The sequence below is a fragment of the Rhodococcus sp. GXMU-t2271 genome (assembly GCF_041414735.1).
GTDB classification, from domain to species: domain Bacteria; phylum Actinomycetota; class Actinomycetes; order Mycobacteriales; family Mycobacteriaceae; genus Rhodococcus; species Rhodococcus indonesiensis.
The window spans coordinates 117706-132327 of the sequence record NZ_JAUIZP010000029.1 but is presented as its reverse complement, the minus strand read 5'-3'; the positions used below and the strand labels follow the sequence as shown (position 1 = coordinate 132327).

General features: G+C 71.6%; 15 protein-coding genes. 7 read left to right on the top strand and 8 right to left on the bottom strand.

Annotation, left to right across the window (positions count from 1 at the left end; translation table 11 throughout):
• The first annotated feature begins 21 nt into the window (after nucleotides 1-21).
• Genes QYS60_RS11765 through QYS60_RS11755 form a run of 3 tightly spaced genes read left to right on the top strand, consistent with a single transcriptional unit; the run spans nucleotide 22 to nucleotide 2968 of the window.
• Complete coding sequence (locus QYS60_RS11765) at nucleotides 22-828, top strand: SDR family oxidoreductase (protein WP_371383235.1); 807 nt, start codon at nucleotides 22-24, stop codon at nucleotides 826-828.
• A 3-nt stretch (nucleotides 829-831) separates the two neighbouring features.
• Nucleotides 832-1941, top strand: a complete 1110-nt coding sequence (locus tag QYS60_RS11760) for a lycopene cyclase family protein (protein ID WP_371383234.1) — start codon at nucleotides 832-834, stop codon at nucleotides 1939-1941.
• Nucleotides 1942-1993: 52 nt separating this feature from the next.
• Nucleotides 1994-2968: a Ku protein gene (locus QYS60_RS11755; protein ID WP_371383233.1), complete on the top strand. Its 975-nt coding sequence runs from the start codon at nucleotides 1994-1996 to the stop codon at nucleotides 2966-2968.
• Between the two features lie 50 nt (nucleotides 2969-3018).
• Here the strand turns inward: QYS60_RS11755 and QYS60_RS11750 are convergent, their stop codons facing one another.
• The 8 genes from QYS60_RS11750 to QYS60_RS11715 form a co-directional block, all read right to left on the bottom strand.
• Entirely contained in the window at nucleotides 3019-3411 is a 393-nt protein-coding gene (locus QYS60_RS11750) for a MarR family winged helix-turn-helix transcriptional regulator (protein ID WP_289379128.1), read from the bottom strand.
• Nucleotides 3412-3527: 116 nt separating this feature from the next.
• On the bottom strand, nucleotides 3528-3911 hold the full coding sequence (locus QYS60_RS11745) for a metal-sulfur cluster assembly factor (protein ID WP_371383232.1): 384 nt from the start codon (nucleotides 3909-3911) through the stop codon (nucleotides 3528-3530).
• Nucleotides 3911-4399: a Fe-S cluster assembly sulfur transfer protein SufU gene (gene sufU, locus QYS60_RS11740; protein WP_371383231.1), complete on the bottom strand. Its 489-nt coding sequence runs from the start codon at nucleotides 4397-4399 to the stop codon at nucleotides 3911-3913. Before sufU ends, QYS60_RS11745 begins: the two co-directional genes overlap by 1 nt.
• Nucleotides 4399-5652, bottom strand: a complete 1254-nt coding sequence (locus QYS60_RS11735; protein WP_371383230.1) for a cysteine desulfurase — start codon at nucleotides 5650-5652, stop codon at nucleotides 4399-4401. The genes sufU and QYS60_RS11735 overlap by 1 nt, the downstream gene beginning before the upstream one ends.
• Nucleotides 5653-5666: 14 nt before the next feature.
• The gene (sufC, locus tag QYS60_RS11730; protein ID WP_003939491.1) at nucleotides 5667-6464 is read right to left on the bottom strand and encodes a Fe-S cluster assembly ATPase SufC; all 798 of its coding nucleotides are present in this window, start codon (nucleotides 6462-6464) and stop codon (nucleotides 5667-5669) included.
• 44 nt (nucleotides 6465-6508) lie between these two features.
• Entirely contained in the window at nucleotides 6509-7738 is a 1230-nt protein-coding gene (sufD, locus tag QYS60_RS11725; protein ID WP_003939490.1) for a Fe-S cluster assembly protein SufD, read from the bottom strand.
• Nucleotides 7739-9184: a Fe-S cluster assembly protein SufB gene (sufB, locus tag QYS60_RS11720; RefSeq protein WP_003939489.1), complete on the bottom strand. Its 1446-nt coding sequence runs from the start codon at nucleotides 9182-9184 to the stop codon at nucleotides 7739-7741. It lies immediately after the preceding gene.
• A 90-nt stretch (nucleotides 9185-9274) separates the two neighbouring features.
• Nucleotides 9275-10015: a helix-turn-helix transcriptional regulator gene (locus tag QYS60_RS11715; RefSeq protein ID WP_371383229.1), complete on the bottom strand. Its 741-nt coding sequence runs from the start codon at nucleotides 10013-10015 to the stop codon at nucleotides 9275-9277.
• A 96-nt stretch (nucleotides 10016-10111) separates the two neighbouring features.
• Here QYS60_RS11715 and mptB point away from each other — a divergent pair, with 96 nt between their 5' ends.
• The 4 genes from mptB to QYS60_RS11695 are packed head-to-tail and all read left to right on the top strand — an operon-like array spanning nucleotide 10112 to nucleotide 14604.
• Nucleotides 10112-11854 carry a polyprenol phosphomannose-dependent alpha 1,6 mannosyltransferase MptB gene (mptB, locus tag QYS60_RS11710; RefSeq protein ID WP_371383228.1) on the top strand — a complete coding sequence of 581 codons (1743 nt, stop codon included), beginning with the start codon at nucleotides 10112-10114 and terminating at the stop codon, nucleotides 11852-11854.
• Nucleotides 11851-12795 (top strand): ABC transporter ATP-binding protein, encoded by a 945-nt coding sequence (locus QYS60_RS11705; RefSeq protein ID WP_003939486.1) that lies wholly within the window; start codon nucleotides 11851-11853, stop codon nucleotides 12793-12795. Before mptB ends, QYS60_RS11705 begins: the two co-directional genes overlap by 4 nt.
• Nucleotides 12792-13589 carry an ABC transporter permease gene (locus tag QYS60_RS11700; RefSeq protein WP_371383227.1) on the top strand — a complete coding sequence of 266 codons (798 nt, stop codon included), beginning with the start codon at nucleotides 12792-12794 and terminating at the stop codon, nucleotides 13587-13589. Before QYS60_RS11705 ends, QYS60_RS11700 begins: the two co-directional genes overlap by 4 nt.
• A 49-nt stretch (nucleotides 13590-13638) precedes the next feature.
• Nucleotides 13639-14604 (top strand): heme A synthase, encoded by a 966-nt coding sequence (locus QYS60_RS11695; protein ID WP_054373461.1) that lies wholly within the window; start codon nucleotides 13639-13641, stop codon nucleotides 14602-14604.
• The last annotated feature ends 18 nt before the right edge of the window (nucleotides 14605-14622 follow it).

The window sequence follows — 14622 nt, the reverse complement described above, 5'->3', positions numbered from 1 at the left end:
ACCGCCGACACCCGACGTGAGATGCGCTACGTTCCCGGCATGACGACTTCCCCCGAACTGCCCGCCGGCTCGGACCTGACGGGCCGCACGGCACTGGTGACCGGCGCGAGCCGTGGGATCGGCAAGGCGATCGCCGGGGTGCTGCTCGCCCGCGGCGCGAACGTGGCCCTCACCGCCCGCAAGGCCGAACCGCTCGCCGAGGCCGCCGGCGAGTTGCGCGCCCTCGGTCACCGCGGACGGGTGCTCGAGCTGCCCGGCAACGCCGGGGACGCCGAGGCCCGGGCCGAGGCGGTGCGCCGCACCGTCGCCGAACTCGGCGCCCTCGACATCCTGATCAACAACACGGGCATCAACCCCGTGTTCGGGGCGTTGATGGACGCAGACCTCGACGCCGTCCGCAAGATCTTCGACGTCAACGTCGTCGCCGCGCTGGGATTCGTGCAGCAGGCGTACCGCGCGTGGATGGGTGAGCACGGCGGGTCCGTGGTCAACATCGCGAGCGTGGCGGGCCTGCGTTCGACCGGGGTGATCGCCGCGTACGGGGCGTCGAAGGCGGCGCTGATCCGGCTGACCGAGGAGCTGGCCTGGCAGCTCGGGCCGGGTGTGCGCGTCAATGCGGTGGCGCCCGGGGTGGTGAAGACGAAGTTCGCGGCCGCACTCGTCGCCGACGGCGAGGACAGCGCTGCCGCCCGGTATCCCATGCGCCGGCTCGGCACCCCGGCCGACGTCGCCGAACTGGTCGCGTTCCTCGTCTCGGATGCGGCCGGGTGGATCACCGGGGAGACTGTGCGGGTGGACGGTGGACTGCTGGCGACGGGAGCGATGTAGCAGGTGATCGACGCGGAGGTGATCGTCGTCGGGCTCGGGCCCGCCGGGCGCGCGGTGGCGCACCGCGTCGCCGCGGCCGGCCTCGACGTGCTCGCGGTGGACCCGCGACCGGACCGCCCGTGGACGGCGACCTACGCGGCCTGGCTCGACGAGCTGCCACGATGGCTGCCCGAGTCGGTACTCGCGGCGCGGGTGGCGGAACCGGCGGCGTGGACCACGCATCCGCACCGAATTCCGCGCCCTTACGGTGTGTTCGACACATCGGCACTGCAACGAAGTCTGGCGCTGGACTGCGTGCGGGTCTGCGCCGCCCGGGCGGACGTCGTCGACGCCGACCATGTCGTCCTCGCGGACGGTGCGGTGCTGCGCGCGCCGGCCGTGATCGACGCGCGCGGGGTGCCTGCCCACCGCTCCCGCGCCCAGCAGACCGCCTTCGGCGTGATCGTCGACACCGCGACCGCTGCACCCGCGCTGCAGGGGCGCGCCGCCTGGTTCATGGACTGGCGGCGCGACAACCGCGCCGGCTCCGGGGATGCGCCGTCGTTCCTGTACGCGGTGCCCCTCGGGCAGGACCGGGTGTTGCTCGAGGAGACGTGTCTGGTGGGGCGGCCCGCGATCCCCCTGCCCGAGCTGCAGCGACGCCTCGAGGTCCGGCTCGCCGCGCGGGGGGTGGAACTGAGCGGCTCGGAGCCGGTCGAGCGGGTGCGGTTCGGGGTGCAGCCGCCGCCGGGGTCGGCGCGCGGGGTGGCCCGGTTCGGTGCCCGCGGCGGTCTGATGCACCCGGGCACCGGGTATGCGGTGGCGGCGTCGCTGGCCGCGGCCGATCCCGTGGCGCACGCGCTCGCCGGAGGCCGCAAGGCCACGGCGGCGTTGTGGTCGCCGTCGGCGCGGGCGGTCGCGCAGCTGCGCGCCTCGGGGCTGCGGGTGCTGCTGAAACTGCACCCGGAACAGACCCCGGCGTTCTTCGCCGGGTTCTTCACGCTGCCGCCCGAGCGCCAGCGCTCCTACCTGTCCGGCCGCACCGACGTCGGGGGGACGGTGGCGGCGATGACCCGGATGTTCACGACGGGCTCTCCGGCCTTGCGTGGGGCCATGCTGCGTGCCCTGTGGTGACGAGTTCGCCCGGTTCCGCGCGGCGGACGCCGATCTCGATCATGATGGAACCATGCGTTCGATCTGGAAGGGTGCCATCGCGTTCGGACTGGTGAACGTCCCGGTGAAGGTCTACTCCGCCACCGAGAGCCACGACATCCGGTTCCACCAGGTGCATGCGAAGGACGGCGGCCGGATCAAATACGACCGGGTCTGCACCGAATGCGGCGAGTCGGTGCCCTACGCCGAGATCGACAAGGCCTACGACTCCGACGAAGGCGTCCGGGTCGTGCTCACCGACGAGGACTTCGACAAACTGCCCGTCGCGGAGAAGCACGAGATCCCGGTGCTGCAGTTCGTCCCGTCCGAGCAGATCGACCCGATCCTGTTCGAGAAGTCCTACTACCTCGAGCCGGACTCGGCGTCGCCGAAGGCGTACACGCTGCTCGCCGAGACGCTCACCCAGACCGATCGCACCGCGCTCGTGCACTTCACGCTGCGCCAACGGACCCGGCTGGCGGCCCTGCGCAACCGGGACGGCGTGCTCGTGCTGCAGACCCTGCTGTGGCCGGACGAGGTGCGCTCGGTGTCGTTCCCCGTGCTCGACGACGCGGAGCCGCCGAAACAGAAGGAAATGGCGATGGCGGAGATGCTCGTCGAGTCGATGGCCGACGATTTCCGCCCGGACGAGTTCACCGACGAGTACCAGGTCGAGCTGCGGTCGCTGATCGACGACATCATCGCCCGAGGCGGCGAGAAGGTGCTGCCGGTGACCCCGACGGGCGAACCCGCGGCCGAGGACGCCGAGGTGCTGGATCTGGTGGCTGCGCTGCAGCGCAGCGTGCACGCCGCGTCCGGAGAGAAGAAGTCGGACGAGGCTGCGCCCGCCCGGGGTTCGGCGGCGAAGAAGGCACCCGCCCGCAAGAGCGCCGCGAAGAAGACACCGGCGAAGAAGACCGCCGCGAAGTCCAGCGGCAAGTCGACCGCGAAGAAGACGGCGGCAACCAAGTCCACCGCGAAGAAGTCCACCGCCCGCAAGCGGGCCTGAGGCCCCGGCCCGGCACCGGCCGGGGCCTCAGGCGTCGGGCGGGGACGACCTCAGTCCAGCCCGTCGCGGAGGCGGCGCAGTAGAGCCGTGAGCTGCTCGACGTCGGCGGGATCCCAGGTGGACAGGCGACGGCGCCACCGCGCTGTCTGTTCCTGCTGCAGCGCGGTCAAGCGGTCCCGGCCGTCGGCGGTGAGCGCGACGAGCCGTGCGCGTGCGTCGTGCGGGTCCGTCGTCCGCTCGACCAGCCCGAGCCGCACGGCGGCGTCGATGCGCCGCGTCAACGTCGACTTCTCGATCGCGAGATCACGGAGCAAGTCCGACATCGCCACCGCGTCCGCGCGGCCGAGCAGCACCAGCAGCGGGTAGCACGCCGGATCCAGCTGGGGGTGGACGGCGCGGGCGCGCACCCCCAGCTGGTCCCGGCCGCGGCGCATCAGCGCCATGAACTCGTGTTCGAGGGCGGTGATCGGGTCCACGGAGCCGGCGGCTCCCGGGTCGACGGAGCCGGCGGCTCCCGGGTCCGGGGGCACTGGGGGGACGTGCCGGGTCACCGACCGGGTCAGACGGTGAAGCCGAGCGCGCGCAGCTGCTCGCGACCGTCGTCGGTGATCTTGTCCGGTCCCCACGGCGGCATCCACACCCAGTTGATGCGCAGCTCGTCGCACAGGCCGCTGCGGACGAGGGCGTTGCGGGACTGGTCCTCGATGACATCGGTGAGCGGGCAGGCCGCCGAGGTGAGCGTCATGTCGATGGTGACGGCCTCGTCGTCCTCGGAGATGCCGTAGACCAGGCCCAGGTCGACGACGTTGATCCCGAGTTCGGGGTCGACGACGTCGCGCATCGCCTCCTCGAGCTCGTCGTACCGCTCGGGGTCGAGGGCGGGGGACGCGTCCGGGGCGGCGGCGGTGGCGGTCTCGTCCGCCGGGGTCACGGGTTCGGTCATCAGTTCTGTCCTCCACTGGCTACGGGTGCGGTCCGGTGAGTGCTGTCGGTGCCGTCGGTGATCTGCACGACGGCGTCCTTGAACGCCATCCAGCCCAGCAGCGCGCACTTCACGCGCGCCGGGTACTTCGAGACCCCGGCGAAGGCGATGCCGTCGCCGAGCACGTCCTCGTCACCCTCGACGGTTCCGCGGCTGCCGACCATCTCCGCGAACGCGTCGACGGTGGCCAGGGCGCGGCCGAGCGGGAGCCCGATCACCTGGTCGGTGAGCACCGAGGTCGACGCCTGGCTGATCGAGCAACCCTGCCCGTCGTAGGAGATGTCCTCGACGGTGCCGTCGTCGGCGAGCTGCACCCGCAACGTCACCTCGTCGCCGCACGTGGGGTTGACGTGGTGCACCTGCGCTCCGTAGGGCTCGCGCAGGCCCCGGTGGTGCGGGTGCTTGTAGTGGTCCAGGATGACCTCCTGGTACATCTGTTCCATCCGCATCAGCGTGCTCCGAAGAAGTCCTGGGCGCGGCGGATCGCCGCACCGAGCGCGGCCACCTCGTCGAGCGTGTTGTACACGGCGAAGGAGGCCCGGGCGGTCGCCGCGATCCCGAAGCGGCGGTGCAGCGGCCACGCGCAGTGGTGGCCGACGCGGATCTCCACGCCCTCGTCGTCGAGGATCTGTCCGAGGTCGTGCGCGTGGATGCCGTCGACGACGAACGCGACGGCACCGCCGCGCTGCTCGGCCGTGGTGGGGCCGACGATCCGCACGCCGTCGATGCCGGCGAGTTCGGCCAGGGCCGCCGCGGTGAGCTCGTGCTCGTGTGCGGCGACGGCGTCCATGCCGATCTGCTGCAGATACCGCACCGCGGCGCCGAGTCCGACGGCCTGCGACGACATCGGCGAGCCCGCCTCGAAGCGCTGCGGCGGCGGCGCGAACGTGGAGGCCTCCATGGTGACGGTCTCGATCATCGAGCCACCGGTGATGAACGGTGGCACGTCGGCGAGCAGCTCGCGGCGGCCGTAGAGGACGCCGACGCCGGACGGGCCGAACATCTTGTGCCCCGAGAAGGCCGCGAAGTCGACCCCGAGCGCATGGAAGTCCACGCCCATGTGCGGCACCGACTGGCAGGCGTCGAGCACGACGACCGCGCCGACGGACTGCGCGCGCCGCACCAGCTCCTCGACCGGGGCCACGGCCCCGGTGACGTTGGACTGGTGGGTGAAGGCGACGACCTTGACCCGGTCGGTGAGTTCGAGGGAATCGGGATCGATGCGGCCGTCGTCGGTCACGCCGAACCAGCGCAGCGTCGCGCCGGTGCGGCGGGCGAGTTCCTGCCACGGCACCAGGTTGGCGTGGTGTTCGAGTTCGGTGACGACGATCTCGTCGCCGGGACCGACCCGCCGGGGGAACCGGGCGTCGGCGAAGGCGTAGGCGACGAGGTTGAGCGACTCGGTGGCGTTCTTGGTGAACACCAGCTCGTCCGCATCCGCGCCGACGAAGTCGGCGATGACGGCGCGGGCGCCCTCGTAGGCGTCGGTGGCCTCCTCGGACAGCTCGTGCGCTCCCCGGTGCACGGCCGCGTTGCAGGTGGTCAGGAACGCGCGTTCGGCGTCGAGGACCTGCGTCGGGCGCTGCGAAGTGGCCCCGGAGTCGAGGTAGACCAGGGGTTTCCCGTCGCGCACCGTGCGCCCGAGGATCGGGAAGTCGGCCCGGATCCGGGCGACGTCCACCGTGGGCACCTGCACCGTCATCGGCTCACCGTTCCTTACTTGTCGGCACCCGCGGCCGCGGCGGCCTGGGTGAAGCGCACGTAACCGTTCGTCTCGAGTTCCTCGGCGAGCTCGGGGCCGCCGGACTCGACGACACGGCCACCGACGAACACGTGCACGAACTGCGGCTTGATGTAGCGCAGGATGCGGGTGTAGTGGGTGATCAGCAGCACGCCGCCGTGCTCGCGTTCCTGGTAGCGGTTGACGCCCTCGGACACCACGCGCAGGGCGTCGACGTCGAGGCCGGAGTCGGTCTCGTCGAGGATGGCGATCTTCGGCGCGAGCAGGCCCAGCTGCAGGATCTCGTGGCGCTTCTTCTCGCCGCCGGAGAAGCCCTCGTTGACGGAGCGGTCACCGAACGCCGGGTCGATGTCGAGTTCGGTCATCGCCGACTTGACCTCCTTGACCCAGTGGCGCAGCTTCGGGGCCTCGCCGCGGACCGCGGTCGCGGCGGTGCGCAGGAAGTTCGACATGGACACGCCCGGGACCTCGACGGGGTACTGCATGGCCAGGAACAGGCCGGCGCGGGCCCGCTCGTCCACGCTCATCGCGAGGACGTCCTCACCGTTGAGGGTGATCGATCCCGAGGTGACCTCGTACTTGGGGTGGCCGGCGATGGCGTAGGACAGGGTGGACTTGCCCGAGCCGTTGGGGCCCATGATGGCGTGCGTCTCCCCGGACCGGACGGTGAGGTTCACGCCCTTGAGGATGTTGATCGGCTCGGCGTTGTCGTCGGTCTGGGCGACGCGGACGTGCAGGTCCTTGATCTCGAGGACGTTCTGCTCGGTGGACATGTCGGTAACGGTTCCTTCGCGAATATGGGGAGAACGGGTGGGGGTCAGGCGCCGACGGCGGCGAGTTCGGCCTCGATGGCGGCCTCGAGCCGCTCCCGGACGGCGGGCACGGTGATCTTCTCGACGAGTTCGTGGAAGAATCCGCGGACCACGAGCCGGCGGGCCTGCTCCTCGGAGATGCCGCGGGCACGCAGGTAGAACAGCTGCTCGTCGTCGAACCGGCCGGTGGCGCTGGCGTGGCCGGCACCGACGATCTCACCGGTCTCGATCTCGAGGTTGGGTACCGAGTCGGCTCGGGCACCGTCGGTGAGCACCAGGTTGCGGTTGAGTTCGAAGGTGTCGGTGCCTTCGGCCTCGGCGCGGATGAGCACGTCCCCGATCCACACGGTGTGCGCGTCCGGCTTGCCGGAGCCGGGATCGCCCTGCAGCGCCCCCTTGTACACGACGTTGGACTTGCAGTGCGGCTGCGCATGGTCCACGAGCAGGCGCTGCTCGAGGTGCTGGCCGGCGTCGGCGAAGTACAGGCCGAGCATCTCGGCGTCGCCGCCGGGCGCGTCGTACCGGACCGTCGGAGACACGCGCACGAGGTCACCGCCCAGGCCGACGGTGAAGTGCCGCAGCACGGCGTCGCGGCCGAGGCGGGCGTGGTGGGCCGCGACGTGGACCGCGTCGTCGGCCCAGTCCTGGATGGCGACGATGTTCAGGCGCGAGCTGTCGCCGAGGACGAACTCGACGTTCTCGGCGTAGGTGCCGGACCCGCGCTGGTCGAGGACGACGGTGACCGACGCGAACGGCTCGAGCCGCAGTTGCAGGTGCCCGAACGCGACCTTGCCCTCGCCGGGGCCGGTGACGGTGATCGTGACGGGCTCGGGAACCTCGACCTCGCGGCCGACCGTGACGACGGTGGCGGTGGTGAAGCCCGAGTAGGCCTGGGCGGCGACCCGGTCGGCGGGCACGCCGCCCTCGCCGAGGCGGGCGTCGTCGCGACCGACGGTCTCGACCTGCACGCCGTCCGCGGAGGTGACCTCGACGGTGGCGTCGGCGTCGGCGACAGCGGTGCCGTCGTGCAGACCCCGCAGACGGCGCAGCGGGGTGAATCGCCACGCCTCGTCGCGGCCGGAGGGGATCTCGAAGGCATTCACGTCGTACGACGTGAAGACCTCGCCCTTGTTGACGGCCGGCCCGCCGGCCTTCTCCGAGCGCGCGGCTCCCTGCACCCCGGTGGCGACGACCGGCGAACCGGTGGCGGGGGTGTTCTTCGCTTCCGCAGTCATTTAGCCGACTGCCCCTTCCATCTGCAGTTCGATCAGGCGGTTGAGCTCGAGTGCGTACTCCATCGGCAGTTCCTTGGCGATGGGCTCGACGAAGCCGCGCACCACCATCGCCATGGCCTCGTCCTCGGTGAGGCCTCGGCTCATCAGGTAGAACAGCTGATCGTCGGAGACCTTGGAGACGGTCGCCTCGTGCCCCATCGTCACGTCGTCCTCACGGATGTCGACGTACGGGTAGGTGTCCGAGCGGGAGATCTGATCGACGAGCAGCGCATCGCACTTGACGGTCGACTTCGACCCGTGCGCGCCCTTGTTGACCTGCACCAGACCGCGGTAGGAGGCGCGTCCGCCGCCGCGGGCCACCGACTTCGACACGATGGTCGAGGAGGTGTGCGGCGCCAGGTGCAGCATCTTCGCGCCGGTGTCCTGGTGCTGACCCTCGCCGGCGAACGCCACGGAGAGCACCTCGCCGCGCGCGTGCTCGCCCATCATCCACACGGCCGGGTACTTCATGGTGACCTTGGACCCGATGTTGCCGTCGATCCACTCCATCGAGCCACCGGCCTCGACCTTGGTGCGCTTGGTGACGAGGTTGTAGACGTTGTTCGACCAGTTCTGGATGGTCGTGTAGCGGCAGTGCCCGCCCTTCTTGACGATGATCTCCACCACCGCCGAGTGCAGCGAGTCCGACTTGTAGATCGGGGCGGTGCAACCCTCGACGTAGTGCACGGAGGCGCCCTCGTCGACGATGATCAGGGTCCGCTCGAACTGACCCATGTTCTCGGTGTTGATCCGGAAGTAGGCCTGCAGCGGGATGTCGACGTGCACACCCGGCGGGACGTAGATGAACGAGCCGCCCGACCACACGGCGGTGTTCAGCGCCGAGAACTTGTTGTCGCCGGCCGGGATGACGGATCCGAAGTACTCGCGGAAGATCTCCGGGTGCTCGCGCAGGCCGGTGTCGGTGTCGAGGAAGATCACGCCCTGGGACTCGAGGTCCTCACGGATCTGGTGGTAGACGACCTCGGACTCGTACTGGGCGGCGACACCGGCGACGAGGCGCTGCTTCTCGGCCTCGGGGATGCCGAGCTTGTCGTAGGTGTTCTTGATGTCCTCGGGCAGTTCTTCCCAGCTCGTGGCCTGCTTCTCGGTGGAGCGCACGAAGTACTTGATGTTGTCGAAGTCGATGCCCTCGAGGTTCGAGCCCCACACCGGCATCGGCTTCTTCTCGAAGGTGCGCAGCGCCTTGAGGCGGATGTCGAGCATCCACTCGGGCTCGTTCTTCTTCGCGGAGATGTCGCGCACGACCGCCTCGGACAGCCCTCGCTGGGCCGTGGCGCCGGCCGCGTCGGGATCCGACCAGCCGTAGCCGTAGTGACCGAGGGACGCGATGGTCTCCTCCTGTGTCAGCGGCGCGCCGGCCGACGCCTGATCCGATGTGACGGTCATGTGAGCTCCTTCCGGAGTCTTGTTCGGTACCGGCGAGGGCTGATCGCCGGCGGTCAACGTCGTGCTTCTGTCGGGGTGGACGGGTTCCGCTCAGGTCTTCCGGGTGTCCGACGGTGGCACCGGCACGTGGGTGGTGCAGAAGCTGTCGCCGTTGGCGATGGTCGCCAGTCGCTGCACGTGGGTGCCGAGTATCCGGGTGAACGCCTCGAGCTCGGCCTCGCAGAGCTCGGGGAACTGCTCGGCGACGTGCGAGACCGGGCAGTGGTGCTGGCAGATCTGCACGCCGGTGCCGACCCGCCGGGTCGAGGCCGCGAACCCCGCATCGGTGAACGCCGCCGCGATGTCCTCGGCGGTGTCCTCGATCTCGGCGCCGCTGCCGGACTCGACCGGGGCGACCCCGCCGAGCAGGGACTGCACGCGACGCCGGGCGAAGTCCTCGACCGCCGCCTCGCCGCCGACCTCGCGCAGGTGCCGCATCGCGGCACTGGCCAGGTCGTCGTAGGAGTGCCCCAGCCGCGCCCGGCCCACCGCGGTGAGCTGGAATCGGCGCGCCGGCCGTCCCCGCCCGCGACCTTCCCGTCGAGGGGCCGGAGCCGCCTGGGCCTCTCCGGTGTCGATGAGGGCGTCGAGGTGGCGACGCACCCCGGCCGCGCTCAGGCCGAGACGGGCGCCGATCTCGGTGGCCGTGATCGGTCCCTCCTCGAGCAGCAGCTGCACCACCGCCGCCCGGGTCTGGCCCTCGTGCGCGCCCGGAACCTGGGCCACCGGCAACCCGGCAGGCGGATGACCTGCGCGTTCCCCGTGCACCCCGGTATCGGACGTCGTTTTCACAACACCAGTGTGACGGAATTACTCCGGCCGGTCTACAAAGGGTGCCCTACCTTACAGGCGGCGAGGTCCCGGTTTCCGGCCCGCTACGCTGCTCGCGTGCCGTCCACCGTGGAACCCGACCCGAGCGGGCCGGCGCCGAGCCGCCGTGCCGCGGACCTCGGGGCCCGCGCCGTGGAACTCGGCCGGCGCGCCCTCGGACTCGACGGGCGCGGCGGCGGCCCCGCCGTGGCCACGATCCTGCACGGCGACGAACTCGAGGGCCGCGGCCTCGACGCCACCGAGACCACCCAACTGCACCGCATCCGGTTGTTCGGCGCGACGGGCACCGTGCTCATGGCGGTGGGGGCGCTCGGCGCGGGGGCGCAACCGGTGCTGCAGAACCCCGTCCAGGGCCTGCGGGTGCTCGGGCTGCCCGCCCGCATGCCCAGCGCCGCGCTGACGCTGACCATGACGGGCACCGTGCTGGTGGTGCTGGCCTGGCTGCTGCTCGGCCGCTTCGCCGTCGGCCGCCGCGACCCGGACGGGGTACCCCGACGGCTGAGCCGGTCCCAGCTCGACCGCACCCTGCTGCTGTGGATCCTGCCGTTGACGGTGGCACCCCCGATGTTCAGCAAGGACGTCTACTCGTATCTCGCGCAGAGCGAGATCGCAGCCCGCGGTCTCGACCCCTACGGGATCGGCCCCGCCGGCGCCCTGGGTGTCGACCACGTCCTGACCCGCACCGTGCCCAACATCTGGCGCGACACCCCCGCGCCGTACGGGCCGGCGATCCTGTGGCTCGGACAGCGGATCACCGACCTCACGGGCGAGAACATCGTCGCCGGCGTGTTCCTGCACCGCGTGACCGCGCTCGCCGGGGTCGCGCTGATCGTGTGGGCGCTGCCGCGGCTCGCGCGCCGCTGCGGGGTCGCCTCCGTCAGCGCCCTGTGGCTCGGTGCGGCCAATCCCCTGCTGCTGTTCCACCTCGTGGCCGGCATCCACAACGAGGCCCTGATGCTCGGTCTCATGCTGGCCGGTCTCGAACTGGCGCTGCGCGGGATCTACACCGCCGACCCGGCGGCGCCGCTGCGCGGCCGCGCGCTGGGCTGGCTGCTGGCGGGCTCCGCCGTCATCGCGCTGTCGTCGATGGTCAAGGTGCCCTCGCTGCTCGCCCTCGGCTTCGTCGGGATGGCGCTCGCGCACCGCTGGGGCGGCACCCTGCGCGCGGTGGTCGCCGCCGCCGCGCTGCTCGCCGTGGTCGCCGTCGCCGTCGTGGGCGCGGTCAGCTGGGGCAGCGGGCTCGGGTTCGGCTGGACGCAGACCCTCGGCACCGCAACCGAGGTACGCAGCTGGATGTCCATCCCGACGCTGCTCGGCCTGGGCACCGGCCTGGCCGGGGTGCTGCTCGGTCTCGGTGACCACACGACCGCGATCCTGTCGCTCACCCGGCCCGTCGCCGCGCTGATCGCGGCGCTGGTGACGGTGCGGATGATGCTGGCGGTGCTCACCGGCCGGCTGCATCCCGTGGGCGCGCTCGGGGTGTCCCTCGGCGCGATCGTGCTGCTGTTCCCGGTAGTGCAGCCCTGGTACCTGCTGTGGGCGGTGATCCCGCTGGCCGCGTGGGCCACCCGCCCGATCTTCCGGCTCCCCACCGTGGCGTTCTCGTCGCTGGTGAGCGTGATCCTGATGCCCAACGGCGGCGAGTACCAGCCGTTCATCATCGTGCAGGCGGCGATCGCGACGGTCGTCGTGGTGGGACTGGCGATCTTCGCCACCCGCAACCGGCTCCCCTGGCGCGACGAGGACGACACACCACCGCGTCCCGCCGATTCGCCCGGCGCCTACGCTGGAACCTCGTGACCTCGAGATCCCCCGCCGCTGCGCCGCCCGCCGTCCGCCTCGAGGGCGTCGTCAAGCGGTTCGGCGACCTCACCGCGGTCGACGGGCTCGATCTGACCGTCGACCGCGCCCAGGTGCTCGCGCTGCTCGGCCCCAACGGTGCCGGCAAGACCACCACCGTGGAGATGTGCGAGGGCTTCGTCACCCCCGACTCCGGGACCGTGCGGGTCCTCGGACTCGACCCGATCGCCGACTCCGAGGCCCTGCGCCCGCGGATCGGGGTCATGTTGCAGGGCGGCGGCGCCTACCCCGGGTCCAAGGCCGGGGAGATGCTCGATCTGGTGGCCGCCTACTCCGCGGATCCCCTCGATCCGGCCTGGCTGCTGCGCAGTCTCGGACTCGAGGAGGCACGGCGCACCCCCTACCGGCGACTGTCCGGCGGGCAGCAGCAGCGGCTCGCGCTGGCCTGCGCCCTCGTCGGCCGGCCCGAACTCGTCTTCCTCGACGAACCGACCGCCGGTCTGGACGCGCAGGCGCGGTTGCTGGTCTGGGAACTGATCGACGCCCTCCGGCGCGACGGGGTCGCGGTGCTGCTCACCACGCACCTGATGGACGAGGCGGAGGAACTCGCCGACGAGGTCGTCATCATCGATCACGGCCGGATCGTGGCCGCCGGCACCCCTGCCGAGGTCGCCAGCACCGGCGCGGAGGGCCAGTTGTGGCTCACCGCCGCCTCGGGGCTGGATCTCACTCCCCTGCGTGCCGCGTTGGCGGAGGCCTTCCGGGTGCGCGAGGCCGGGCCCGGCCGGTATCTCGTGGAGGGCCCCATCGATCCGCAGGTCGTCGCGGCAGCGGCCGCGTGGTGCGCCGACCAGGGCGTGCTGGCCCGCGAGATCCGGGTGGACCAGCGCAGCCTCGAGGACGTGTTCCTGGACCTGACCGGACGGGAGATCCGCGGATGAGCACCTCGCACGAGCGCCTGGCGGCGAACCGGTTCACGCCCGGCACCTTCGCTCCCGCGCCCCGCCCGAACGGCCCGGCGGCGATGCTCGCCGCGCAGACCCGCATGGAGCTGGTGCTCCTGCTGCGCAACGGCGAGCAGCTGCTGCTGACGATGTTCATCCCGATCACCCTGCTGATCGGACTCACCCTGCTCCCGATCGGCGATCTGGGTGAGGCCCGGGTCGAGCGTGTGCTGCCGGCGGTGATGATGGTCGCGGTGATGTCGACGGCGTTCACCGGCCAGGCCATCGCGGTCGGATTCGACCGCAGATACGGTGCATTGAAAAGACTCGGTGCCACCGCCCTGCCGAAATGGGGCATCATCGCAGGCAAGAGCGGTGCGGTGGCCCTCGTCGTGGCACTGCAGTCGATTCTGCTGGGCGGCATCGGTCTCGCCCTCGGCTGGCGCCCGGAACCCGTCGGGCTGCTGCTCGGCGCCGCCGTCATCGCCCTGGGCACCGTGACGTTCGCCACCCTGGGCCTGCTGCTCGGCGGCACCCTGCGCGCCGAGATCGTGCTGGCGCTGGCCAACGTCATCTGGTTCGTGCTGCTCGGGATCGGCAGCGTCGTCCTCGCCGGCGACGGTCTTCCCGATGCGGTGGTGCACCTGGCGCGCCTGGTCCCGTCGGGGGCGCTCGCCCTCGCGCTCGACGCGGCGCTGCGCGGCAGCGTCGACTGGCTGGCCGTGGCGATCCTCGGCGCGTGGGCGGCCGTCGGCGGTGTCCTGGCGAGCAGACTGTTCCGGTTCGTCTGACCGGCACCCCACTACAGCCTGTAGTGGACCGGCCCGTACCATCGTCGATGTGCTGTATCGCGGCTTCCTGCGCCTTGTCGACCGTCTGCCCCTGCCGTCCCTGCGGACCCAGCGGCTGCTCGCGCTCATCGCGATCCTGACCCAGGGCGGCATCGCCGTGACCGGGTCGATCGTCCGCGTGACGGCATCCGGCCTGGGTTGTCCCACCTGGCCGCAGTGCTTCCCGGGCAGCTTCGTGCCCGTCGGGGTGTCCGAGGAGGTCGCGACCCTGCACCAGGTCGTCGAGTTCGGCAACCGGCTGCTGACGTTCGTCGTCGTCGCCTCCGCCGCGGCGGTCGTGCTGGCCGTGACCCGGGCCCGGCGTCGCCGCGAGGTTCTCGTCTACGCCTGGCTGATGCCCGCCGGCACCGTCCTGCAGGCCGTCATCGGTGGCATCACCGTGCTCGCCGGCCTGGCCTGGTGGACCGTCGCGGTGCACCTGCTGGCGTCGATGCTGATGGTGTGGCTCGCGGTGCTGCTGCACGCGAAGGTCGGCGAGCCCGACGACGGGGTGGTCGTGGCGACGATCCCCCGCCCCCTGCGGACCCTCACCGCCCTGTCCGCCGCGCTGCTCGCGGGGGTGCTCGTCGCGGGCACGATGGTCACCGGCGCCGGCCCGCACGCCGGGGACAAGAGCGCCGACCGGCCGGTGCCGCGCCTCGAGATCGACATCGAGTCGCTGGTGCACCTGCACGCCGAACTGCTCGTCGGATACCTCGGTCTGCTCGTCGGCCTGGCCTTCGCGCTGTACGCCGTCGCCGCCCCGCAGGCGGTGAAGACGCGCCTGCACGTGCTGCTCGCCCTCGTCGTCGCTCAGGCCCTCGTCGGGGTCGTGCAGTACTTCACCGACGTGCCCGCCGCCCTGGTCGCCGTGCACGTCGCCGGAGCCGGGCTGTGCACGGCCGCGACCGCAGCGGTGTGGGCGGCGGGACGGGTCCGCACCACCGAACCGGCCCGCGAACCGGTCGCCGTCTGACCCGCGCGCACGCGCGAG

Bases quoted from the DNA above. Each gene is read 5' to 3' on its own strand.
- QYS60_RS11700 (WP_371383227.1), top strand. From the start codon at position 12,792: ATGAGCACCTCGCACGAGCGCCTGGCGGCGAACCGGTTCACGCCCGGC.
- sufD (WP_003939490.1), bottom strand. From the start codon at position 7,738: ATGACTGCGGAAGCGAAGAACACCCCCGCCACCGGTTCGCCGGTCGTC.
- QYS60_RS11745 (WP_371383232.1), bottom strand. From the start codon at position 3,911: ATGACCGAACCCGTGACCCCGGCGGACGAGACCGCCACCGCCGCCGCC.
- sufB (WP_003939489.1), bottom strand. From the start codon at position 9,184: ATGACCGTCACATCGGATCAGGCGTCGGCCGGCGCGCCGCTGACACAG.
- sufU (WP_371383231.1), bottom strand. From the start codon at position 4,399: ATGCGGATGGAACAGATGTACCAGGAGGTCATCCTGGACCACTACAAG.
- QYS60_RS11735 (WP_371383230.1), bottom strand. From the start codon at position 5,652: ATGACGGTGCAGGTGCCCACGGTGGACGTCGCCCGGATCCGGGCCGAC.
- QYS60_RS11755 (WP_371383233.1), top strand. From the start codon at position 1,994: ATGCGTTCGATCTGGAAGGGTGCCATCGCGTTCGGACTGGTGAACGTC.
- QYS60_RS11750 (WP_289379128.1), bottom strand. From the start codon at position 3,411: ATGGCGCTGATGCGCCGCGGCCGGGACCAGCTGGGGGTGCGCGCCCGC.
- QYS60_RS11765 (WP_371383235.1), top strand. From the start codon at position 22: ATGCGCTACGTTCCCGGCATGACGACTTCCCCCGAACTGCCCGCCGGC.
- sufC (WP_003939491.1), bottom strand. From the start codon at position 6,464: ATGTCCACCGAGCAGAACGTCCTCGAGATCAAGGACCTGCACGTCCGC.